Genomic DNA, 22,147 nt, shown 5'->3' on the forward strand with positions numbered 1-22,147 from the left:
CTGTCCCGATGCTTCGGGTCCGGACAGGCCGCTGAAAAGGAGAGTATCCATATGAGCAAGGTTATCGGTATCGACCTTGGTACGACCAATTCCTGCGTTGCCGTACGGGAAGGCGACGAAACCCGCGTCATCGAGAACAGCGAAGGCGCACGCACCACCCCGTCCATGGTGGCGTTTACCGACAGCGGTGAAATGCTGGTTGGTCAGGCCGCGAAGCGTCAGGCCGTCACCAACCCGGCCAACACCCTGTATGCGGTCAAGCGCCTGATCGGCCGCCGCTACGACGACCCGACGGTCACGAAGGACAAGGAACTTGTCCCGTACGCCATCGTCAAGGGTGACAACGGCGATGCATGGGTGGAAGCACAGGGCAAGAAATACGCCCCGGCACAGATCTCCGCCTTCATTCTGGGCAAGATGAAGGAAACCGCCGAGTCCTACCTCGGTGAGAAGGTGACCCAGGCGGTCATCACCGTTCCGGCCTACTTCAATGACGCCCAGCGTCAGGCCACGAAGGACGCGGGCCGTATCGCCGGTCTGGAAGTGCTGCGCATCATCAACGAGCCGACGGCGGCAGCCCTTGCCTACGGGCTGGAGAAGAAGAACGGCGGCACCATCGCGGTCTATGACCTTGGTGGCGGCACGTTCGACGTCTCCATCCTCGAGATTTCCGATGGCGTGATCGAGGTGAAGTCCACCAACGGTGACACCTTCCTTGGTGGTGAGGACTTCGATGCCCGCATCATCAGCTATCTGGCCGACGAGTTCAAGCGTGAGCAGGGCATCGACCTGCGTCAGGACAAGCTGGCCCTGCAGCGCCTGAAGGAAGCGGCGGAAAAGGCGAAGATCGAGCTGTCCTCCTCCAAGGAGACCGAGATCAACCTGCCGTTCATCACCGCTGACGCGTCCGGCCCCAAGCACCTTGTGCTCAAGCTGACCCGCGCCAAGCTGGAAAGCCTGGTGGATGACCTGATCCAGCGCACGCTGGAACCCTGCCGCGCGGCGATGAAGGATGCGTCCGTTTCCGCCGGCGAGATTGACGAGGTTGTCCTGGTCGGCGGCATGACCCGCATGCCCAAGGTGATCGAGGCGGTCAAGCAGTTCTTCGGCAAGGAACCCGCCCGTAACGTGAACCCCGACGAAGTGGTCGCCATTGGTGCTGCGGTGCAGGGCGCGGTGCTGCAGGGTGACGTCAAGGACGTGCTGCTGCTGGACGTGACCCCGCTGTCGCTGGGTATCGAGACGCTGGGTGGCGTGTTCACCCGCCTGATCGACCGCAACACCACGATCCCGACCAAGAAGAGCCAGACCTTCTCCACGGCCGAGGACAACCAGAGTGCCGTGACCATCAAGGTCTATCAGGGCGAGCGTGAGATGGCGGCTGACAACAAGCTGCTGGGCAACTTCGACCTGACCGGCATCGCGCCCGCCCCGCGTGGCGTGCCGCAGATCGAGGTGACGTTCGACATCGACGCCAACGGCATCGTGTCCGTCTCGGCCAAGGACAAGGCGACCGGCAAGGAGCAGCAGATCAAGATCGCGGCCTCTGGCGGCCTGTCCGAATCCGACATCCAGGCGATGGTGAAGGATGCCGAGGCGAATGCCGCGGCGGACAAGGTCAAGAAGGAGCAGGTCGAGGCCCGCAACCAGGCCGAAGGTCTGACCCATCAGGTCGAGAAGTCCCTGTCCGAAGCGGGGGACAAGGTTCCGGCTGCTGACAGGACCGAGGCGGAAGCGGCGATTGCCGAAGTTCGCAAGGCGCTGGAAGGCACCGATGCCGAGGCCCTGAAGACGGCGACCGATCGCCTGACGCAGGTTGCGATGAAGGTTGGCGAGGCTGTCTACAAGGCAGGCCAGGCCGAAGGTGCCGCGCCGGGTGCCGCCCCCGGCGGCGCACCGAAGGACGAAAAAGTGGTCGATGCCGACTTCGAGGACGTGGACGACTCCAAGAAGTCCTGATCGCCGCAAGGCGTCCATACAGGCTCCGGAAGGAAGGGGTGGCCCGGGTGGCCACCCCGCCCTTTCACCAGGGTGGCGCCCGTGCTTCTGTGAAGACGGGCGCTTTTCATATTCTGACCAACCATTACCCGGAACGCGAGGCGCGCGCCGCATGAAGACGGGCCGCCGCGTTTGCTAGAGGATCCCCATGGCCACCAAGATAGATTATTATTCAGTCCTTGAGGTTTCGCGCGATGCCAATGGCGACGAGATCAAGCGGGCGTATCGCAGGCTGGCCATGAAATACCACCCCGACCGCAATCAGGGCGATGCGGAGGCGGAAGGCAAGTTCAAGGAAATCAATGAAGCCTATGATGTCCTGAAGGACGAGAACAAGCGCGCCGCCTATGACCGCTTTGGCCATGCCGCCTTCGAGGGCGGTGGACCGGGCGCCGGGGCCGGTGGGTTCGATTTCGGCGGCGGGGGCCTTGGCGACATCTTCGAGCAGATGTTCGGCGACATGATGGGCGGCAGGCGCGGTGGCCGCCGTTCGGGTGCGGACCTGCAGGTGCAGGTGACCATCACCTTTGCCGAGGCCTTTGCCGGGGTAAAGAAAAAGATCACCGTGCCCAGCCGGGTCACATGTGAAAGCTGCGACGGCACCGGATCGGCCGACAGGGACCAGCCGCCCGAAACCTGCCCATCCTGTCATGGCGCGGGCAAGGTGCGTGCCCAGCAGGGCTTTTTCTTTGTGGAACGTCCCTGCCCCACCTGTCATGGCACGGGCCGCCTGATCCGCAATCCGTGCAAGGAATGCCACGGCACCGGCACGGTGGAAAAGAACCGCACCATTGAAGTTGCCATTCCCGCAGGGGTCGAGGACGGAACCCGTATCCGCATGTCTGGCGAGGGCGAGGCGGGCGGCAAGGGCGTGCCGGCGGGTGACCTGTATGTCCATGTAACGGTGGAAGCGCATCCCATCTTCCAGCGTGACGGGTCCAACATCTACTGCCGCGTGCCCGTGCGCATGGCGCAGGCCGCACTGGGTACCGAGATCGAGGTGCCGGTGGTTGATGGGTCACGCTCGAAGGTCAAGATCCCGGCAGGGACCCAGACAGGCGAGCATTTCCGCCTGCGCGGCAAGGGTTTCTCGGTGCTGCGTTCATCCGCGCGGGGTGACATGTATATTCAGGTGGTGGTGGAAACGCCGCGCCACCTGACCAAGCGCCAGCGCGAGCTGCTGGAGGAATTCGAGGGCGATGCCTCGGGCCATGCCAAGGGCAGCCCCGAGAGCACGGGTTTTTTCAGCAAGGTGAAGGATTTTTTTGAGGGAAAGCTGTAGGTCCCTGTCCTTCCGCCTTGGCTGGCATGCCGGGGTGGTGGTTGAAAAGACTGGTTATTCAGGTGTAGGGTCAGGGCACTATTCATGGTGATTCCCCCCAACTCGCACCATGGATAGGTTCAGGCGGCGCGATCCCCCGGTCGCGCCGCCATTTCTGTATCTGGACTGATGGAGAAGACTGCATGGACACGCAGCCATTGCGTATCGGGATTGCGGGCCTGAACGGGCGTGTCGGTCGCCTTCTGGCCGAGGAAGTGCCCGCTGGCGGTGCCCTGCTGGTTGGCGGCACAACGCGCGATGGGGCCTCTGTGACCGGAATAGACTGCCCGGTCTATGCGGATATCTCGGATCTGGCACCGCAATGCGATGTGGTGATTGATTTCACCCATGTAGCGACGGTCGAGACACATGCGATCGCACTGACATTGGCCGGCACCGCGTGGGTACTGGGCACGACCGGCCTGTCCACGCGCGCGCAGCAGGCGGTTGATACCACGGCCCGGCGGATTGCCGTGGTGCAGGCGGCCAATTTCTCGCCCGGTGTCACACTGGTCACGCGCCTTGCCCGGCAGATGGGGGCCGCCCTGCCCGGCAGTGATTACGATGCCGAGATACTGGAAATGCACCATCGCCAGAAGGTGGATGCCCCCTCGGGCACGGCGCTGGCCATGGGGCGCGCGGTGGCCGAGGGGCGCGGCATCAGGCTGGAAGAGCATATTGAAAGCGGGCGTGACGGCCATACCGGCCCGCGCACCGATGGTGCGATCGGCTTTGCGGCTCTGCGCGGTGGCCAGATCGTGGGGGAACATTCGGTCATCTTCACCTCCAGCCATGAACAGATCAGCCTGACCCACCGCTCGTTCGACCGCAGGGTTTACGCCACGGGTGCCGTGCGGGCCGCGCAGTGGCTGCGCACACGGCCACCCGGCCTGTATGACATGGAAGACGTGCTGGGCCTGAAGCAGCCGACGCGCTAGATCCGCCTGCATTCCATGGGGCAGCGGGATGGTGCCATTCGGGGAAATGGCTTGACGCCTGAACAGCTTTCGGCCAAACGCATGCGATCATGCGCCGGGTTCCGCAGGCGTCAATCATCCTACTCCATATGAGGCAGACAGGACCATCATGCGTAATAAAGGCGATTTTCTGTTTACATCGGAATCCGTATCCGAAGGGCATCCTGACAAGGTCGCCGACCGGATCAGTGATACCGTTCTGGATGCATTCCTGACGGCAGACGGTGAATCGCGCGTTGCGTGCGAAACGATGGTCACCACCAACCGCATCATCCTGGCGGGTGAAGTGCGTGGTCCGTCCTCCGTCACGCCCGAACTGCTGATCGAGGGCGCGCGTGAGGCGGTGAAGGATATCGGCTACGATCAGGCCGGCTTCTCATGGCGCAATGCCGAGGTGGAATACTACCTCCACGCCCAGTCCGCCGATATCGCCGTGGGCGTTGACAGCGCGGGTGAGAAGGACGAGGGCGCGGGCGACCAGGGCATCATGTTCGGCTTCGCCACGCGTGAGACCGAAAGCCTGATGCCGGCCCCGCTGTTCTACGCGCATGACATCCTTCACCGCGTGCGCGACCTGCGCAAGGCGGGTGATCCGCGTGCGGCAGCGCTGCAGCCCGACGCCAAGAGCCAGGTCACCCTGCGCTATGTCGATGGCAAGCCGGTTGGCGCCACCTCCGTCGTGATTTCCACCCAGCATGTTGAAGGGGCCAGCCAGGCCACCATCCGTGAGGAACTGGGCAGCATCGTGCGTGATGTCCTGCCCGAGGGCTGGATGCCGCCGGAGAGCGAGTTCTACGTCAACCCCACCGGCATCTTCGTCATTGGCGGCCCGGATGGTGACTGCGGCCTGACCGGGCGCAAGATCATTGTGGACACCTATGGCGGCGCGGCACCCCATGGTGGCGGCGCATTCTCGGGCAAGGACCCGACGAAGGTTGACCGCTCCGCCGCCTATGCCTGCCGCTATCTGGCCAAGAACATTGTGGCGGCTGGCCTGGCTGATCGCTGCACCCTGCAGGTTTCCTACGCCATTGGCGTGTCGCACCCGCTTTCGGTCTATGTTGACCTTGATGGTACCGGCAAGGACGTGGACGAGGAAAAGCTGGGCCGTGTGCTGCGTGAGGTCATGGACCTCAGCCCGCGTGGTATCCGCAAGCACCTGCGTCTCAACCGCCCGATCTATACCCAGACCTCGGCCTACGGTCACTTCGGCCGTACGCCGGATGCGGCGAAGGACGACTTCACATGGGAGCAGACCGATCTGGTCGATGCCCTGCGTGGCGCGTTCAACCGCTAAAAGACAATAAAGGTTTTTGGGTGCCGCCTTTTTTCAAAAAGGCGGCGTTCTTCGAAGCTTTTTGAAAAAAGCTTCACCAAAAACTTCTGTATCAAGGGGGCTTGCCATGGCTGCTTGTAAAAGCGGGTCGTGGCGGCCCCCGCTGCGTTTTTCAATCATGCCGTGTGCCACGGCAGCAGGAGCAGGATTTTCGGACACATGACCGCCTCCGTGGATGTAAAGGCATCGCCAGAACGGCTTTATGGGCGCCAGCGCGGCCATCCGCTGCGCCCGCGCCAGCAGCGCCTGCTGGACCAGACCCTGCCGCGCATGCGTTTTCCCGAGGCGGCGATAACGGACCCGGCCACGGCCTTTGGCCATCAGCCAGCGCAGATATGGCTGGAGGTAGGCTTCGGTGGTGGCGAGCATTCGCTGGCCCAGAACGAAGCCAACCCGGATGTGGGCTACATTGCGTGTGAGGTGTTCGAGAACGGCCTGTGCTCCTTGCTCTCGCGCGTCGTGCCCGAAGGGGGGGAAGACATCGCCCCGGTGCCCGAGATGCTGCGGATCTGGGACGAGGATGCGCGTATCCTGCTGCGTGGCCTGCCCGATGCGTCGATCGACCGGCTGTTTCTCATGTTCCCTGACCCGTGGCCCAAGTCACGCCATGCCAAGCGCCGCTTCGTGCATCCTGAAACGGTAAAGATGGCCGCCCGCATCCTGCGCCCCGGCGCGACCTGGCGTGTGGCGAGCGATGATCCCACCTATCAGGCATGGGTGGAGGAAGTCATGGGCGCGCAGGACCTGTTCGAGACGGCGCCGCCTGCGACCGTCCGGCCCGAAGGCTGGCCCCCGACCCGCTATGAAGCCAAGGCTTTCGCCGCAGGCCGCAGGCCGCTGTACTGGACCTTCACCCGCCGCTGAGGGAACAAAAGTTTTTGGTGAAGCTTTTTTCAAAAAGCTTCGAAGAATGCCGCCTTTTTGAAAACAGGCGGCACCCGGAAACGTTTATCTGCTGACTACGATAGCGACGTGCCGGTCAGACGCTCGGCCACCTGCCACAGCCGCCGCGCCACCCCCAGGTCGCGCGCGGCAGGGGGAATGAAGGCTTCGCCCACATGCCCCCGGCGTTCGCCGCGCCCGTCTGGGCCGTAATAGCCGCCATCGCGGGCTTCGGGCGCCATGGCGGCGAATTCGATCGGCAGCGCGCCATGGGCTGCGGACTGCCCCATAAGCTTGAACGCCCACACCGCGCCAAGGCGGGTCAGTCTTTCCTGCAGGCCCTGTTTGGATGACAGGCGGCTGGTGGAAATATCCGTCATGGCCCAGCCCGGATGGGCGGCGATGGAGTGCAGGTTCCAGTTATGGGTGCGCGCCTGCCGGTCCAGTTCCAGCGCCAGGATCAGGTCGGCCAGCTTGCTCTGCCGGTAGGCGCGGAACGGGGCGTAACGCCTGCGGGCCTGCAGGTCATCGAACACGATATGGCCATCCAGCGCGGCAAGGCTTGCCACCGTGACCACCCGCCCCCCCTGTGGGGCGGCACACAGCAGTGGACGCAGCCGGGCGGTGAGCGCAAAGGGGCCAAGGAAATTGGTGCCGAACTGCAGTTCGAACCCGTCGCGTGTTTCCAGCCGGTGCGGGGTACCCATCACGCCCGCATTGTTGACCAGCACGTCCAGCCTGCCGGTTTCCTGCGCCAGTTCATGGGCAAAGGTGGCAATGGCGGACAGGCTGGCCACATCCAGCAGGCGGAAGGAGGCTTTGGCCCCCGGTACGTCGCCCTGAAGCCGCATCAGCGCCGCCATGCCCTTTTCGGGGTTGCGGCCCGCCAGCATGACGGTGGCCCCACGGCTGGCAAGGCCAAGTGCTGTCTCGTAGCCCAGCCCCCCCGTTGCCCCCGTTACCACGGCCAGATGGCCATCCATGCGGGGTGCCTGTTTCAGGCTCCAGTGTCTGGTCATGTCCTGCCCTCCTGCTGTGACTGTTCCATCTCACGCCGTGCGGCGGCTTCCACTTCGGCTGTCAGGCGGCGTTCATGCCGGCGCAGGAACAGGACACCGCCCAGTGCCACCACCGCGCCACATGCTGCCAGCGTCATCCCCGCCGGCCCGGAAATCCGTGTTATCCTGTGCCCCAGATAATAGGCCGCATAGGCATATCCCCCCGCCCAGCATATCCCCCCCAGCGCGTTATACACGATAAACCGGGGCCACGGCATGCGGTTGGCCCCCGCAAGCAGGGCCACGAACACGCGCAGTATGGCAACAAAGCGGCCAAGGCAGACAATAATGCCGCCATACCGCCTGAACAGGAACCGCCCGGCCTGCAGGCGGCCTGCCGTAAGGCCCACCCTGCCGCCCTTGCGTTCAAGTAGCGGGTAGCCCAGCCACCGGCCGATCAGGTAGCCGAAATTGTCCCCCATGATCGCCCCGATGATGGCTGCTGTCGCGACCCATGTGATGTTCATCTTGTGGGTGGCGGCGCAGTAGAGGGCGGCGGAGATGAGGAGGGTCTCCGCCGGAAGCGGAATTCCCATGCTTTCCAGCATGATGGTAACGCCGATTACGCCATAGCCGTAATGCTGGAAAAGATGTTCAAGATGCTGGAGCAGCGGATTACCTGTCACAAAAAAAAGAATTATGTAGGTTACGGACCCAGACCGTGAAACGCGGTTTGCGCAATCCCGATCCCATTGTCACGCACAAATGGCAGGAGCAGACACATGACCCAGTCCGGCGGCAGCGACAGGCCAGCCCCCGTAACCGCCCCGTATGGCACCTGGCCCTCGCCCGTCAGCGTGGAACTGGTGGCGGGAAAGACGGTCTCCCTGTCCGACGTGCGGGTGGACGGGCGTGATGTCTACTGGGTGGAAGGCCGCCCGACCGACGCCGGGCGGCGCGTGCTGGTGCGGGCCCGGGACGGTCATGTGGCGGATGTCACATCCGCCCCCTTTGATGTGGGCACGCGGGTGCATGAATATGGCGGTGGCGCCTATGCCGTATGCCGGGGGCGCATCGTGTTCAGCAACCGGGGCGATGGCAGCGTATGGCTGGTGGAGGATGGGCCGCCGCGCTGCCTGTGTGCGGGTGCCGGGCTGCGGTATGCCGACCTTGCCTTCAGCCCCGACGGGCGCTTCGTGTTCTGCGTGCGGGAGGACCATCGCGCGCAGGACGGGGAACCGGCTGCCGCCATTGTGGTGCTGGACTGCACGGATACGACTGATCCCGCCTTCAATACCGGCACGCCGCTGGTGATGGGACCGGATTTCCTGTCCTCTCCCCGTCCCTCGCCCGACGGGCGGTACCTGGCGTGGATCGAATGGGATCATCCGGCCATGCCATGGGACAGCACGCGCCTGCGCGCGGCCTCCCTGCTGCAGGAAGGCGATGATCCACCCCGCCTTGCCGCACCGTGGAGTGTCGCGGGGGAGGACGGGCAGGCGGAATCCGTAATCGAGCCCTGCTGGGACCGGTCTGGGCACCTGCTGGCCCTGTCGGACCGTAGCGGATGGTGGAACCTCTACCGCTTTGACACCACGGGCGCGGCACCCGTGGCCCTGGCCCCCATGCAGGCCGAGATTGGCCAGCCGCACTGGGTGTTTGGCCTGCGCAGCTATGTGCCGCTTGATGATGGCAGCATCCTTGCCATGGTCATCAGCGAGGGCGCGGCCCATATGGTGTCCATCCGTGATGGCGCGGTGGACCCGGTCGCACTTGGCCATCCCGCCGCCTGCCCGCTGCCGGTTGCAGGGGGCGGGTTCGCATGGCTTGATGCGCCGCCCGATGATGCGGCGGCCGTGGTGTATGGCAGGTTAGGGCAGGCTGCCCATGTGCTGCGTCGTGCGGCCACGCTGCCCCTTGCATCGGCCGATATGGCCCGGGCCGAGACGGTCCGTTTTCCCCTGTCCGGGGGTGAGGGAACGGGACACGCCTTTTTCTATGCCCCCGCCAGTGCCCGCTATCAGGGGCCTGCAGGCGGGAAGCCGCCGTTGGTGGTCATGGCCCATGGTGGCCCCACCGGGCGGGCCAGTACGGCGTTTTCGTTCAAGGTGCAGTGGTGGACATCGCGCGGGTTTGCGGTGGTTGATGTCAATTATGGTGGCTCCACCGGCTTTGGCCGCGCCTACCGCCAGCGGCTGGAAGGCCAGTGGGGCGTGGTGGATGTGGATGACTGCATTGCCGCCTGCCAGTACCTGGCCGATGCCGGTCGGGTGGACCCGGCCCGCATCGTCATACGTGGCAGCAGTGCGGGCGGGCTTACGGTACTGCTGGCCCTGGCGCGTTCCGACCTGTTTGCCGCAGGCACCAGCCTGTATGGCGTGACCGACCTGCGCGCGCTGGCGCGTGATACCCACAAGTTCGAATCCCGCTACCTTGATACGCTGGTTGGCCCCTACCCGGCTGATGAGGCCACCTATCTGGCCCGTTCGCCCATTACGCAGGTGGCGGATATCAGGGTGCCCGTCCTGTTCCTGCAGGGGCTGGATGACAGGGTGGTGCCGCCCGCGCAGGCGGAGTCCATGGTGGCGGCCCTGCGGGCGCGGGGCGTGCCATGCGCGCTGTATGAATTTGCAGGCGAGGGCCATGGCTTCCGGCAGGAAGCGACCATCCGGCAGGCATGGGAACTGGAACTGGCGTTCTACCAGCAGGTACTGAAGCTGCCGGCCCCCCCTGCCCTCAAGGTTGAACTGAGGGTGGATGCATCTGTGGCATAAACCTGCGGCAGCATTTCAGATTGGCAAAAAGGAATAAAAGTTTTTGGGTGCCGCCTTTTTTCAAAAAGGCGGCGTTCTTCGAAGCTTTTTGAAAAAAGCTTCACCAAAAACTTTTTGGGTTATCCAGGGCGTGCGGCTGCGTTGACAAGCGCGGTCGTGGACCGGCCTGATACGATATCAACCAGCACCACGCGGCCGCCACCGGCCTTTACAATATCACCGCCCACCACCTGGTCCTCGCGGTAGTCGGCACCCTTGACCAGAATATCGGGCATGATGGCGCGGATGGCTTCAAGTGGTGTGTCATCATCAAATAGCACCACCAGATCAACGGCGCGTAGCGCGCCGATCACGGCGGCACGCGCCTGTTCATCCTGAATGGGGCGGCTTTCCCCCTTTAGGCGCTTGACGGAACGGTCCGTGTTCAGGGCCACGATCAGCTTGTCCCCCTGTGCCGCCGCCGCCTGCAGGAGTGCGATATGCCCCGGATGCAGCAGGTCGAAACAGCCATTGGTGAACACGACCCGCATGCCATGGTGCCGCCATTCACTGGCGATCGCGGCTGCCTGTTCCAGTGTGACGCGCTTGCCCGAATCCGGCATGTCCTGCATGAGGGCGCGGCTCAGTTCCGCTCGTGAGACGGTGGCGGTACCCAGCTTGCCAACAGAGAGCGAGGCCGCCGTCCCCGCGATGGTCACCGCCGTCTCGACCGGCTGGCCCGCGGACAGGATGGCCGCGACCGTGGCCACCACGGTGTCACCCGCGCCCGATACGTCAAATACTTCGGCGGCTTTGGCGCGCACATGGGTTACAGCCCCGTCCGTGCGCCACAGGGTCATCCCTTCGTCGGAGCGGGTCACGAGCACATCGCTACCAGACTGGGCGCCGGCTTCCCGCGCGGCGGCCACGACCTGCCCGTCATCAAGCAGCGGCAGTCCCGTGGCGCGCGCCATTTCCTGCCGGTTGGGGGTAATCAGGCTGGCACCACGATAGGCGGCGAACGTGCTGCGCTTGGGGTCGACAATGACCGGAATGCCCCGGGCACGGGCGCGCGTGAAAATGGCGTCCAGCACACCATCCCCCAGCACGCCCTTGCCATAGTCCGAACAGACCACGATATCGGCCCGGTCGATGGCGGCATGGGCCTGTTCCACCAGTTGCGCCGTAATGGGCGGAGCGGGTGGTGTGGTGTCCTCGTTATCGATCCGCACGATCTGCTGGCGGCCGCTCATGACACGGGTCTTGGTAATGGTGGGGCGGCCCGCATCCGTCACCAGCCCGGTCGTGTCGATCCGTGGCCAGCGTGCCAGGGTCTGGATGAGTGCGGGGGCGAACTCATCCGCCCCGACCAGGCCGACCAGCAGCACGCGTGCGCCCAGTGCGGCGGCATTTGTCGCGACATTGGCGGCGCCGCCCGCAACAGCCGTAAGCTTTTCATGCAGAAGGATGGGAATGGGCGCTTCGGGCGAGATGCGGCTGACAATGCCGGAAATGTAACGGTCCAGCATCACGTCGCCAATGACGGCGATGGTCCCGAACTGCATGTTTTCTATCATGACCTGTCCATCATTCCCGTGGCCGCCTGCGGCATCCTGATCAGGGGCGCAGGGTTTGCGCAAGCCCCGCCGCATAAAGAAAGCTTTCCCGATCCGCAATCAGGAAAGCGTCCGTCAGGGAAACAGGCCGGAGGGTGATCTCATCAGCCCGCAAGGGCTGTTTCAAAAGCAGGAAGTTCTTGGGTGCCGCCTTTTTTCAACAAGGCGGCATGTTTTGAAGCTTTTTGAAAAAAGCTTCACCAAAAACTTTTATTACTTTTTTAAAAACAGTCGGTTACTCTTCTTCTTCCACAATGGCGGTATTGCCGCGCGTGGGGCGGAAGCGGCCTTCGCGCAGCGCTTCCTCGATATCCTCCAGCGAGGCACCCCGTGTTTCCGGTACCATGAAATACACGAACAGGACCGACAGCAGGTTCACACCCGCATAGAACCACATGGTCCCCCCCAGCGTGATCTTGGTCACCAGCGTCAGCGCCGTGCTGGTGACCAGCAGGTCACTGCCCCACAGCATGGCGGAGTGCAGGCTGGTGGCGTTGCCGCGCATGGACAGCGGGAACATTTCCGCCCCCAGCAGCCAGCCCACCACCTGGATGCCACCAGCATTGAACACCATGAACAGCAGCATGAAGACAATGATCAGCCAGCTTCCCATGCTGCCCGGCTGCGGATGCATGAGGAACATGACGCCAAGCCCGATCAGGCTGAGCACGCTGCCCGGCCCCATCACCAGCACCAGACGGCGGCGGCCAATCCGGTCCACGATGTTCGAACCCAGAATGGTCATGACCAGGTAGATGATCGAGATGCCGATGCTGGCCATCAGCGCCGAGGAACTGCCAAACCCCGCATCCGACAGGAAGGTCGGCGCGTAGTAGATCATCATTTCAAGGCCGCCAGCCTGCGTGAAGAAGGCAACGCCAAGGGCCGCGATCAGGGCCGGGCGTACCCAGGGCTGGCGGATGCCGCGCCAGCCGCTGTCACGCGGGTCGGTTTCCTCATTCGCATTGGCATGGATGCGGCGCATCTCGCGGCGGATGTCGCGCTCGGAAGTACGGATGCGCTGAAGCTGCTCCAGTGCGGAATCAAGGCTTTCATGCTCGGCCGCCCAGCGCGGGCTCTTGGGCAGGAAGAACATGGAGATGAACACCACCGCCGCCGGGATGGCGGCAATCGCCACCATCGGCCGCCAGCCCCACGCATCGCGTGCGGCAAAGCCGATGACATTGGCGGCAAAGATGCCAATGCCGATGGCGATGTTGAACATGGTCACCATGTGCCCGCGCTTGTGGGCGGGTGCCAGTTCGGAAATGTACATCGGCACTACCTGCGTGGACCCGCCAACCGCAAGGCCAAGGAACACGCGCGAGATGATGAGCGTATAGACATCGGGCGAAAAGGCGCAGGCCAGTGCGCCGAGCACAAAGATCGCGGTCACGATCATGATGGATTTGCGCCGGCCGTAATGTTCGGACAGCCATCCGGTCAGCAGTGACCCGATAACCGCGCCCGCCAGGATGGCGGAGGCCACCATCTCCTGCAGGAAGCTGCTCAGGTGGAAATCACGCGTGATGAGCAGCAGGGCGCCCGAGACAATGCCGGTATCGTAACCATAGAGGCCGCCACAGATGGCGGCCACGATGGCTGCGAGCCACAGGGTCTTGCGCGCGTTGGGGGAAATCTCGATCTGTGACAGGTCGGGTAGCGGTTCGGTCTGCTGGTCTGGCCGGGCGGTTGGTACCTGGGTATTCATACGGGGCCTTTCCCTTTCTTGTTGTTATAATAATCCGTGCCCGACCGGTTGGTTCCCCCTATGGCGTAGCCACATCTGGCGGAGACGGCGGGACAAGCGCTGACTTCATGCTGGCGATCTGGCGCATGGCGTCGTGCAGGCCGGACCAGTCATCCGCCGTGGCGATGGGCTGCCACAGGGCTTCCACAGTTTCCACCGGCATCATATGGGGCGTCTCACCGCGAAAATACGGATGCGACAGATCGATACCGGGCGCAGGCTCATGCTGCATGATCCCGTCCCGCAGGGTTCTGAAACCGTCCTGCGCATAGAAGTCGGAACGCAATCCTGACAGGGCACGTTTCTGGCTCTGGGCGCCACCATACCAGTCAAAAAACGGAAATTCAAACCCAATCTGGCTTTCTTCCATGAAAGAAAACAGATCTGTGCGCAGGATGGTCGAAGATTTTCTTGAAATCTCTTTCAGGCCAAGCCGACACAGCACTGAAATATCAAGAAAACGTTCATAACGTTTCCAAAAATCATCAAATATACTTTGGATCTTCTCAAGGGTGGAAAGGGCGATCAGGCATTCCCCCAGCCGGGCCACGTTCCACATCATCGCCTCGGGCTGGCGGCCATAGGCATACAGGCCGGAATGGTCGAAATAGGCGGCGGTGAAGCTGGGGTTGAAACTGGGCAGGAAGCGCCACGGCCCGTAATCGAAGCTCTCGCCGGTAATGTTGATGTTGTCGGTGTTGAGCACCCCATGCACGAAGCCCGCCGTCATCCATTGCGCCGTCATTTCCGCCATGCGGGTGGTGGCGGCGTCATACAGGGCGGCGGCGGGGTCGGGTTCGTTGGCCAGGTGGGGGTAGTAGGTCTCGATCACATAGGCCACCAGATGCTTCAGGCTGGCGCTGTCCTGCAGGGCGACCAGACGCTGGAACGTGCCGATGCGGATGTGGGAATGGCTGAGCCGTGCCAGCACGCAGGAGCGCGTGGGCGATGGCTCATCGCCACGGTGCAGGTTTTCCCCCGTTTCGATCACGCTCAGGGTGCGGGAGGTGCGCACGCCCAGTGCGTCCAGCCGTTCGCTGGCCAGCATTTCGCGTACGCCGCCCTTGAGTGTCAGCCGCCCGTCCCCGCCGCGTGACCACGGCGTGGTACCGCTGCCCTTGGTGCCGATATCCAGCAGGCGGCCATCCACCGCGTCCAGAAGCTGGGCAAACAGGAAGCCCCGCCCATCCCCCAGGTCGGGATTGTACGCACGGAACTGGTGGCCATGGTAGCGCAGCGCCAGCGGCCGGGGCAGCGAGCCGGGCAGCGGGTCGAAATAGCCGAAATGACGGACCCATTCCGCATCATCCAGCGTGTCGAGGCCGATGCGCGGTGCCACGTCGTTATTGCGATAGCGCAGGATATGGGCGGGGAAGCGGGCCGCCTGCACCACGTCATAGAATTCATCGCCCAGCCTGCTGTGGTGGGTGGCGGGGTGGTAGTGGTTGGAAAATGGCATTTTGATCTGCTTTATGTGTGATAATGATTAATTGCTGTCCGTGCTGGCCAGCGGCAGGTCGAGCGAGAAGGCCGAACGCGCCCGCAGGCAGCAGGCGACTTCATGTTCGGAAACATCACGGATGCGGGCGGGCGTCCAGCGGGGGGCGTTGTCCTTGTCAATCAGCAGGGCCCGCACGCCTTCGGCAAAGTCGGGGCGGGCGAGCATGTGGCAGACAAGCTGGAATTCCTGCTCCAGCGCATGGTCCAGATCAGGCAGCCTGCGGGCCGCATGCCATGCGGCAAACGTCACCCATAGCGAGAACGGGCAGGCGCGCTGCATGGCGGCAAGGTCCGCCTGTGCCCAGTCCGCGCCATGGGAACTTAACCGACCCATCAGTTCAGGCATGTCCGGTGCGCTGTAGACCGGGGCGATTTCCGCCGTGTCCGGCCCGGCATCAAGCGGTGGGCACGGGGGCAGGCTGTCCATCACCACACCTGCGGGCTGATGGGCCAGGGCGTCCCGTATGCTGTCCAGTTGGCTGGAGAGCACCTGCCGGTCGGCAAAGCCTGCGGCAAGGGCGGCGGTTGCGTTCATGCGGCCCGCCGTCAGGGCCAGGCGCAGCCCGCTCAGGCCGGGCGCGCGGGAAAGCAGGTACGACCCCCCGGCATCGGGTGTCAGGGCAATGGCGGTCTCTGGCATGGCAAGGCAGGAGCGTTCGGTCACCACCCGGTAACGCACATGCCCCCCCAACCCGATGCCGCCGCCCATTGCAATCCCGTCCATGAAGGAGACGACAGGCTTGGGATAGCCCGCCAGCAGCGAGGCCATCCGGTAGCTTGTGCGGAAGGGGGCTGCTGCGGCGGCCACGCCCTCGGTTTCCAGCCGGGCGCGGATGGCGCGGATGTCACCACCCGCGCTGAAGGCTTTCGGGCTGGCGCTGTCCAGCAGCACGGTCTCGATGCCCGGATCATCACGCCATGCCAGCAGACAGGCACCGATGGCGTGAAACATGTCCATGTTCAGGGCATTGAGCGCGCGCGGGCGGTTGAGCGTGATGCGCCCCAGCCTGCCGGTATGGGTGATCTCGATCAGTTCAGGTTCCATGCAGCGACTCCTTGCGCGTTTGCAGTGTTCAACCGGGGTAGAATGCGCTACCCCGACTGTTGTCCGGCGTCACGGCTGCGTGCGGACCACAGGCATGCAACAGGGACCGAGGCAGAGCACACCATGGGGATTGACGCCCTCACTTTCCGTAACGCCATGGCGCGTCTGGGCGCGGCGGTAAATGTCGTGACCACCGGCACGCTGGATGATCCGGCGGGTTTTACCGCCTCTGCCGTATGTTCGGTTACCGATACGCCGCCGACCGTCCTGGTCTGCGTCAACCGCGCGTCGCGCGTGCGGGACCGTTTCAGGGTGGATGGGGCCATGTGCGTCAACGTTCTGGCAGGGGACCAGCAGGATATCTCGGGTGTGTTCGCAAGCCCGCTGGAACAGGCTGAACGTTTCCGCGCCGGCCACTGGTCCACGCTGACCAGCGGTGCCCCCGTACTGGAGGAGGCTGTGCTGTCGCTTGACTGCCGGATCGAACGGATTGTGGAGGTTGGCACCCATAGTGTCATGTTTGGCGTGGTGGAAAGCCTGCGCAGCAGCACGCCACGTGGTGGGCTGGTCTATTTCAACCGTACCTACCATACCCTGCCCCACGAATAACACAGGCAAAGGGTAGGGAAGTTTTTGGTGAAGCTTTTTTCAAAAAGCTTCGAAGAATGCCGCTTTTTTGAAAAAAGGCGGCGCCCAAAAACTTTTATTCTTTATCAGGGATTTGTTTTCCCCTCACTCTTAAGGGAAAATCCAGCCTTTTGACGCATGCAGGACCGGATGCACCGATACCGGAGGGAATGCGCGCCATGGGGAACAGACAGTATACACAGAGCATGTCTGCTGGCAGGGTTCCTGTCTTGACGCTGCACGGGCTGATCTGGATACATGCTGGGCTTGCGCTGTTCGTGGCGCTGATGGCCATGTGGGTGGACCACCTGCCGGATTGACCCCTGCCCCATCGGGCGCAGGGCCTGCCCCGGCGACCGGATACAGGAGGGCGTGCAGTGACCCGCGTGATACAGATGGATACGGCTGGCCCCCGGCCACAGGCGGGCATGCAGCCCCTGCTCGACCAGGCCAGCCGGTTGTGCCACGAGCGTGGTGTCAGGCTGACCGAAATGCGCCGCCTTGTGCTGGAACTGGTGCTGGCGGCCGAACGTCCGCTGGGTGCCTATGACCTGCTGGAGCAGTTGCGGGCAAGCCGGGGCAAGCCGGTGGCGCCGCCCACGGTCTACCGGGCGCTGGACTTCCTGATGGAACAGGGGCTGATCCACAAGATCGAACGCCTGTCCGCCTTCGTGGGCTGCCGCCACATGCTGGAGTCGGGACATCTATGTCACGGGCATGGCCATGTCCATGCGGCCCAGTTCCTGATCTGCAGCCAGTGTGGGCGGGTGACGGAGCTTGATGACCCCCATATTCTCAAGGCTCTGGTCGAGGTGACGCGCGCGCGTGGCTTTACGGTCAGGCAGAGCACGATCGAGGCCGAGGGCCTGTGTGCCGCCTGCGCCTGATCCGCCGCCCGCAGCAGGCAGGATCATAACGGTTTTCGGGCATGGATTGAGACACGGACATGGCGCAACGCCGAAAAGGCCGGATGGCGGAACTGCCCTTTGCGCCCCAGCCACGCGCCCGTGGCCCGAAGCGCCGCCCGCGTGGGCCGGACGCGGCCGCCTCCCCGCCGCCGGCAGCCCTGCCCCCACAGCCTGACCTGTTCGCGGCCCCCGTGGCTGCGGGGCGCAGGCTGACCTATCTCGATAACGCGGCCCTGGGCCTGGCACGGGTGGACATGCGGGGCTGGCGGGTAGGCGAAGGCCCGGACAGCTACCTGTATCATGTAACGCAACGTGACGAGATGGAGACGATACAGGCCCGGGGCACGATCCTGTTTTCCCCCCGTGCGCCGCTGGTGCTGACCGAACGCCCCGGTGTCGCGCCATGGCTTGCAAACATGATGGAAGTCATGGAACAGGACACGATTGCGGGCCATAGTGACGAAACCCCGGTCGTTTTTCGGGTAAAACGATTTTTAATCGATGAACTGCTGGAACATGATCCAGACCGGACGCGAAGATATGGTGTATCGTTTTTTCTGCTGACGGGCCTGACCCGTTCCGACTGACACGATCACCGGCAACAAGAAGAATATTTAAAGGACCGGCCATAATGGACAACAAGACAGCCGCCACCACGCCACCCACCACCAGTTTTGATACGGCACGGCTGCGTACCCTCATCATTGGTTGCCTTGCAGCCCTTGCCGGCCTTATGGCGGGGCTGGACATCGGGGTCATTTCCGGTGCGCTGGACCTGCTGGCCAGCACGTTCCATGCCACGACCATCCAGCAGGAATGGATTGTCAGCGCCATGATGGCGGGGGCCGCCGTGGGGTCGCTGTGCGGGGGGTGGATGTCCCACCAGATCGGGCGCAAGCATGCGCTGCTGGTGGGGGCGGCCGTATTCGTGGCGGGCTCGCTGGCCTGCGCGCTGGCATGGTCGATACCGTCCATGATCGCGGGCCGCCTGATCATGGGGCTGGCCATTGGTGTCGCGGCCTTCACCGCGCCGCTCTACCTGTCCGAAATTGCCAGCGAACAGGCGCGTGGCGCCATGATCTCGACCTACCAGCTCATGATCACGGCGGGCATCTTCATCGCCTTCCTCAGCAATACCATGTTCAGCTATTCGGGTAACTGGCGCGGCATGTTCGCGGTGGCGGCCGTGCCGGGCGTGCTGTTCCTGATCGGGGTGCTGTTCCTGCCCTACAGCCCGCGCTGGCTCATGATGCGTGGCCGCCGCAAGGAAGCACTGGCCGTGCTGGAGGACCTGCGCAACGACCATGGTGTGGCCATGCAGGAAATCCAGAACATCAGCCGCCAGCTCCAGCAGAAGCAGCGCGGCTGGAGCCTGCTGCGCAACAATGCCAATTTCCGCCGCTCCATCTTCCTGGGCATGGGGCTGCAGGTCATGCAGCAGCTGGCGGGCGTGAACGTGGTGATGTACTACGCCCCCAAGATCTTCGCGCTGGCGGGCTATGTCGGCCCCGCGCAGCTGTGGTGCACCGCCATGGTGGGGCTGGTGAACATGCTGGCCACCTTCATCGCCATTGGCCTGGTGGACCGCTGGGGCCGCAAGCCCATCCTGTATACCGGCTTCCTGATCATGGCTGTGGGCATGGGGTGTCTGGGCTTCATGCTCAACCGGCCCCATCTGGGGCAGACGGAGCAGATCATCGCGGTGTTCATGCTGCTGATCTACATCTCCGGCTTTGCCATGTCGGCCGGTCCCCTGATCTGGGTGCTGTGTTCGGAGGTACAGCCGCTGCAGGGGCGTGACCTTGGCATTTCCATCTCCACGCTGACCAACTGGATCGCCAACATGATCGTGGGCGCAAGCTTCCTGTCGCTGTTGCAGTGGCTGGGCAATGGCCCGACCTTCTGGCTGTTTGCCGGGTTCAACCTGTTCTTCGTGCTGGTGACATGGCGCTTCATTCCCGAAACGCGGGACATGTCGCTTGAAAAGATCGAGCAGCGCCTGATGGCGGGCCTGCCGCTGCGTGAGATCGGGCGCGGCCGGCCGCTGCCGGATGGCCAGTAAGTTATAAAAGTTTTTGGTGAAGCTTTTTTTCAAAAAGCTTCAAAGAATGCCGCCTTTTTGAAAAAAGGCGGCACCCAAAAACTTTTATTCTGTTTTGTTAAGTTATTAGTCCGGCTGCCAGCCATCAAGCTGTAGCGCTACCCCGGCCAGGTACAGGCTGCCGCATATGATCACCCGCGCCGGGGCAGGGTTGGCCCCCGCGCTGGCTGCCAGATGGGCTAGTGCTGCATGCAGCGTGGGGCCTGCGGTGGCCCGGCCCCCCGATGCGGCTACAATATCGGCCACCGGCTGGGCCAGGTGCTGCCCCGGCTCTGCCACGGCCTGAATGCTGGCGGCCCCCGGTAGCAGTGGCGCCAGGAAGCCGGTGGCGTCCTTTGTCTGTTTCATGCCGATGACCAGATGCGTGGGCCGGTCTGGCCATGCCGCCATGACATGCGCCAGCACCTCGCCCGCCCCGGGGTTATGGCCACCATCCAGCCAGAGTTCCCAACCATCGGGCAGCAGGGCGGCAAGCCTGCCGTTCAGGCGCTGCATGCGGGCAGGCCAGCGTGCCTGCGCGATCCCGGCCCATGCCCTGTCTGACAGGGCCAGCGGGCTTGCGCGCAGGGTGGCGATGGCAAGCCCTGCGTTATCAATCTGGTGGGCACCGGGCAGGCCGGGCAGCGGCAGGTCCAGCGTGCCATGGGCATCACGGTAGTGCAGGCTGGCTCCGTCCGCGCGGGTGGTGATCGACCATTCATGGTCCCGCCGGTACAGGGGGCTGGCCTTTTCACCCGCCGTGCGGGCCAGTACGGCCATGACCTCGGTCGGCTGGCGGCCGGTGGCCACGGGCACGCCGGGTTTGATGATGCCTGCCTTCTCGGTCGCGATGGCCGCAAGCGTGTTGCCCAGAAAGGCTTCATGGTCCATCGAGATGGCGGTAATGGCGCAGGCGGCAGGATGCTGGATGACATTGGTGGCGTCATACCGCCCGCCCAGCCCCACTTCCACAATGGCCAGATCCGCCGGATGGCGCGCGCACAGCACGAAGCCTGCGGCTGTCAGTACCTCGAACACGGTAATCGGGGCGCCGGCGTTGATCTGCTCGATTTCCTCCAGCACGGCTGCCAGTTCGCGCTCGGGCACGATCCGGCCCGCGATGCGGAAGCGTTCGGTCACATGCACAAGGTGGGGGGAAGTCAGCACATGCACCCGCCATCCCGCCGCTTCGGCAATGGCCCGCATGAAGGCGCAGGTGCTGCCCTTGCCATTGGTGCCCGCCACATGCACCACGGGCGGCATATGGCGTTCGGGATGGCCAAGACGGGCCAGAAGGTTTTCCAGCCGCGCAAGCGACAGGTCGATCAGGGCCGGGTACAGCCGGTTCAGCCGTTCAAGGATCTGCCCGGTCCGGCCTACGAATTCCGGACCGAGGGTGGGAGCATTCATGCGTGGTGGCCCCAGGGGGAGAGATCAGGCGGCAGCGTGCTGCGTGATGTGGCGGTAGTTGAGCTGGCCGATCAGCCGGGCCAGTGTCTCGTGCAGGTCGCCGCGCTTGACCACCATGTCCAGCATGCCATGGTCCAGCAGGTATTCCGCGCGCTGGAAGCCTTCGGGCAGTTTCTCGCGTACCGTATCCTCGATCACGCGCTGGCCCGCAAAGCCGATCAGCGCATTGGGTTCGGCAATCTGTATGTCACCCAGCATGGCGAAGGAGGCGGAAACGCCACCCGTGGTCGGGTTGGTCATCACCACGATATAGGGCAGCCCGGCATCGCGCAGCATGTCCACCGCCACGGTGGTGCGGGGCATCTGCATCAGGCTGATCATGCCTTCCTGCATGCGTGCCCCGCCTGATGCGGTAAACACCACCAGCGGGGCCTGCTGCAGGATGGCCAGGCGGGCGGCGGCGATGAACGCCTCACCCAGCGCAGCCCCCATCGTGCCCGCAATGAACTCGAACGCCATCACGGCCACGACCGCGTTATGGCCACCGATCTGGCCATGGGCGACGACCATGGATTCATCCAGGTGCGACTTGGCGCGCTCATCCTTCAGCCGGTCGGTATAGCGCTTGCGGTCGCGGAAGGAGAGGGGATCAACCGCAACCTTGGGCAGTTCGATGCGGGTGTATTCCCCGTTATCGAAGGTCCATTCCAGCCGCTCGGCCACACTCGCGCGCATGTGGTGGCCACAATGCGGGCATACGTTCAGGGCCTTGCGCAGGTCCTTGGTCAGGATCATCTGCTCACAGGATTCGCAGTTGGTCCACAGGTTGTCCGGCACTTCCCGCTTGAGCAGGCCGCGGATCTTGGGACGGACATATTCGGTCAGCCAGCTCATGGTGCCTCTCCCTTTAAAAGTCTGGGGCCACGTTCAATACAGATAGATGAAG

At 63.7% G+C, this 22,147-nt stretch carries 19 protein-coding genes; 10 read left to right on the forward strand and 9 right to left on the reverse strand.

Annotation, left to right across the window (positions count from 1 at the left end):
• Nucleotides 1-51 precede the first annotated feature (51 nt).
• The 4 genes from dnaK (at nt 52) to metK (ending at nt 5,593) form a co-directional block, all read left to right on the forward strand.
• On the forward strand, nt 52-1,959 hold the full coding sequence (gene dnaK, locus CFR78_RS00450; protein WP_007397224.1) for a molecular chaperone DnaK: 1,908 nt from the start codon (nt 52-54) through the stop codon (nt 1,957-1,959).
• 187 nt (nt 1,960-2,146) lie between these two features.
• Complete coding sequence (dnaJ, locus tag CFR78_RS00455) at nt 2,147-3,280, forward strand: molecular chaperone DnaJ (RefSeq protein WP_007397222.1); 1,134 nt, start codon at nt 2,147-2,149, stop codon at nt 3,278-3,280.
• Nucleotides 3,281-3,462: 182 nt separating this feature from the next.
• Nucleotides 3,463-4,257: a 4-hydroxy-tetrahydrodipicolinate reductase gene (dapB, locus tag CFR78_RS00460; protein ID WP_034930233.1), complete on the forward strand. Its 795-nt coding sequence runs from the start codon at nt 3,463-3,465 to the stop codon at nt 4,255-4,257.
• A 148-nt stretch (nt 4,258-4,405) separates the two neighbouring features.
• Nucleotides 4,406-5,593 carry a methionine adenosyltransferase gene (gene metK / locus CFR78_RS00465; protein ID WP_007397219.1) on the forward strand — a complete coding sequence of 396 codons (1,188 nt, stop codon included), beginning with the start codon at nt 4,406-4,408 and terminating at the stop codon, nt 5,591-5,593.
• Nucleotides 5,594-5,626: 33 nt separating this feature from the next.
• Here the strand turns inward: metK and CFR78_RS16150 are convergent, their stop codons facing one another.
• Nucleotides 5,627-5,791, reverse strand: a complete 165-nt coding sequence (locus CFR78_RS16150) for a hypothetical protein (protein ID WP_156953859.1) — start codon at nt 5,789-5,791, stop codon at nt 5,627-5,629.
• On the opposite strand from CFR78_RS16150, the gene trmB reads away from it, so the two are divergent.
• Nucleotides 5,792-6,496, forward strand: coding sequence for a tRNA (guanine(46)-N(7))-methyltransferase TrmB (gene trmB / locus CFR78_RS00470; RefSeq protein ID WP_034930228.1), 705 nt, complete (start codon nt 5,792-5,794; stop codon nt 6,494-6,496).
• A gap of 95 nt (nt 6,497-6,591) precedes the next feature.
• Here trmB and CFR78_RS00475 read toward each other — a convergent pair whose 3' ends face one another.
• Both CFR78_RS00475 and CFR78_RS00480 read right to left on the reverse strand, forming a co-directional pair.
• Nucleotides 6,592-7,533, reverse strand: coding sequence for an SDR family oxidoreductase (locus CFR78_RS00475; RefSeq protein WP_034930225.1), 942 nt, complete (start codon nt 7,531-7,533; stop codon nt 6,592-6,594).
• Nucleotides 7,530-8,198: a DedA family protein gene (locus CFR78_RS00480; RefSeq protein WP_007397215.1), complete on the reverse strand. Its 669-nt coding sequence runs from the start codon at nt 8,196-8,198 to the stop codon at nt 7,530-7,532. The genes CFR78_RS00475 and CFR78_RS00480 overlap by 4 nt, the downstream gene beginning before the upstream one ends.
• 96 nt (nt 8,199-8,294) lie before the next feature.
• Here CFR78_RS00480 and CFR78_RS00485 point away from each other — a divergent pair, with 96 nt between their 5' ends.
• Nucleotides 8,295-10,286 (forward strand): S9 family peptidase, encoded by a 1,992-nt coding sequence (locus tag CFR78_RS00485; RefSeq protein ID WP_034930222.1) that lies wholly within the window; start codon nt 8,295-8,297, stop codon nt 10,284-10,286.
• 119 nt (nt 10,287-10,405) lie between these two features.
• Here the strand turns inward: CFR78_RS00485 and rfaE1 are convergent, their stop codons facing one another.
• The 4 genes from rfaE1 to CFR78_RS00510 form a co-directional block, all read right to left on the reverse strand.
• A complete protein-coding gene (gene rfaE1, locus CFR78_RS00495) occupies nt 10,406-11,842 on the reverse strand; it encodes a D-glycero-beta-D-manno-heptose-7-phosphate kinase (protein ID WP_034930380.1) in 1,437 nt (478 codons plus the stop codon).
• A gap of 274 nt (nt 11,843-12,116) precedes the next feature.
• Nucleotides 12,117-13,592 carry a sugar porter family MFS transporter gene (locus tag CFR78_RS00500; RefSeq protein WP_007397210.1) on the reverse strand — a complete coding sequence of 492 codons (1,476 nt, stop codon included), beginning with the start codon at nt 13,590-13,592 and terminating at the stop codon, nt 12,117-12,119.
• A gap of 58 nt (nt 13,593-13,650) precedes the next feature.
• On the reverse strand, nt 13,651-15,090 hold the full coding sequence (locus CFR78_RS00505; protein ID WP_034930220.1) for a protein adenylyltransferase SelO: 1,440 nt from the start codon (nt 15,088-15,090) through the stop codon (nt 13,651-13,653).
• A gap of 27 nt (nt 15,091-15,117) precedes the next feature.
• Entirely contained in the window at nt 15,118-16,176 is a 1,059-nt protein-coding gene (locus CFR78_RS00510; protein ID WP_034930217.1) for an enoyl-CoA hydratase/isomerase family protein, read from the reverse strand.
• Nucleotides 16,177-16,299: 123 nt separating this feature from the next.
• On the opposite strand from CFR78_RS00510, the gene CFR78_RS00515 reads away from it, so the two are divergent.
• From CFR78_RS00515 to CFR78_RS00530, 4 genes are all read left to right on the forward strand, one after another.
• Entirely contained in the window at nt 16,300-16,785 is a 486-nt protein-coding gene (locus CFR78_RS00515) for a flavin reductase (RefSeq protein WP_034930215.1), read from the forward strand.
• 395 nt (nt 16,786-17,180) lie between these two features.
• The gene (locus tag CFR78_RS00520; RefSeq protein WP_034930212.1) at nt 17,181-17,690 is read left to right on the forward strand and encodes a transcriptional repressor; all 510 of its coding nucleotides are present in this window, start codon (nt 17,181-17,183) and stop codon (nt 17,688-17,690) included.
• A gap of 59 nt (nt 17,691-17,749) precedes the next feature.
• Nucleotides 17,750-18,298, forward strand: coding sequence for a hypothetical protein (locus CFR78_RS00525; RefSeq protein ID WP_240471388.1), 549 nt, complete (start codon nt 17,750-17,752; stop codon nt 18,296-18,298).
• Nucleotides 18,299-18,342: 44 nt separating this feature from the next.
• Nucleotides 18,343-19,773, forward strand: a complete 1,431-nt coding sequence (locus CFR78_RS00530) for a sugar porter family MFS transporter (RefSeq protein WP_034930208.1) — start codon at nt 18,343-18,345, stop codon at nt 19,771-19,773.
• 105 nt (nt 19,774-19,878) lie between these two features.
• Here CFR78_RS00530 and CFR78_RS00535 read toward each other — a convergent pair whose 3' ends face one another.
• Together CFR78_RS00535 and accD are read right to left on the reverse strand one after the other, a co-directional pair.
• On the reverse strand, nt 19,879-21,201 hold the full coding sequence (locus tag CFR78_RS00535) for a bifunctional folylpolyglutamate synthase/dihydrofolate synthase (protein WP_034930206.1): 1,323 nt from the start codon (nt 21,199-21,201) through the stop codon (nt 19,879-19,881).
• A 24-nt stretch (nt 21,202-21,225) separates the two neighbouring features.
• Entirely contained in the window at nt 21,226-22,095 is an 870-nt protein-coding gene (accD, locus tag CFR78_RS00540; protein ID WP_034930204.1) for an acetyl-CoA carboxylase, carboxyltransferase subunit beta, read from the reverse strand.
• Nucleotides 22,096-22,147: the final 52 nt, after the last annotated feature.

Source organism: Komagataeibacter rhaeticus, from assembly GCF_003207855.1.
Lineage (GTDB): Bacteria > Pseudomonadota > Alphaproteobacteria > Acetobacterales > Acetobacteraceae > Komagataeibacter > Komagataeibacter rhaeticus.

Excerpts from the sequence above, each read along its gene's own strand:
- dnaK (WP_007397224.1), top strand. The coding sequence starts at position 52 with ATGAGCAAGGTTATCGGTATCGACCTTGGTACGACCAATTCCTGCGTT.
- dnaJ (WP_007397222.1), top strand. The coding sequence starts at position 2,147 with ATGGCCACCAAGATAGATTATTATTCAGTCCTTGAGGTTTCGCGCGAT.
- dapB (WP_034930233.1), top strand. The coding sequence starts at position 3,463 with ATGGACACGCAGCCATTGCGTATCGGGATTGCGGGCCTGAACGGGCGT.
- metK (WP_007397219.1), top strand. The coding sequence starts at position 4,406 with ATGCGTAATAAAGGCGATTTTCTGTTTACATCGGAATCCGTATCCGAA.
- trmB (WP_034930228.1), top strand. The coding sequence starts at position 5,792 with ATGACCGCCTCCGTGGATGTAAAGGCATCGCCAGAACGGCTTTATGGG.
- CFR78_RS00475 (WP_034930225.1), bottom strand. The coding sequence starts at position 7,533 with ATGACCAGACACTGGAGCCTGAAACAGGCACCCCGCATGGATGGCCAT.
- CFR78_RS00485 (WP_034930222.1), top strand. The coding sequence starts at position 8,295 with ATGACCCAGTCCGGCGGCAGCGACAGGCCAGCCCCCGTAACCGCCCCG.
- rfaE1 (WP_034930380.1), bottom strand. The coding sequence starts at position 11,842 with ATGATAGAAAACATGCAGTTCGGGACCATCGCCGTCATTGGCGACGTG.
- CFR78_RS00500 (WP_007397210.1), bottom strand. The coding sequence starts at position 13,592 with ATGAATACCCAGGTACCAACCGCCCGGCCAGACCAGCAGACCGAACCG.
- CFR78_RS00505 (WP_034930220.1), bottom strand. The coding sequence starts at position 15,090 with ATGCCATTTTCCAACCACTACCACCCCGCCACCCACCACAGCAGGCTG.
- CFR78_RS00510 (WP_034930217.1), bottom strand. The coding sequence starts at position 16,176 with ATGGAACCTGAACTGATCGAGATCACCCATACCGGCAGGCTGGGGCGC.
- CFR78_RS00515 (WP_034930215.1), top strand. The coding sequence starts at position 16,300 with ATGGGGATTGACGCCCTCACTTTCCGTAACGCCATGGCGCGTCTGGGC.
- CFR78_RS00525 (WP_240471388.1), top strand. The coding sequence starts at position 17,750 with ATGGCGCAACGCCGAAAAGGCCGGATGGCGGAACTGCCCTTTGCGCCC.
- CFR78_RS00530 (WP_034930208.1), top strand. The coding sequence starts at position 18,343 with ATGGACAACAAGACAGCCGCCACCACGCCACCCACCACCAGTTTTGAT.
- CFR78_RS00535 (WP_034930206.1), bottom strand. The coding sequence starts at position 21,201 with ATGAATGCTCCCACCCTCGGTCCGGAATTCGTAGGCCGGACCGGGCAG.
- accD (WP_034930204.1), bottom strand. The coding sequence starts at position 22,095 with ATGAGCTGGCTGACCGAATATGTCCGTCCCAAGATCCGCGGCCTGCTC.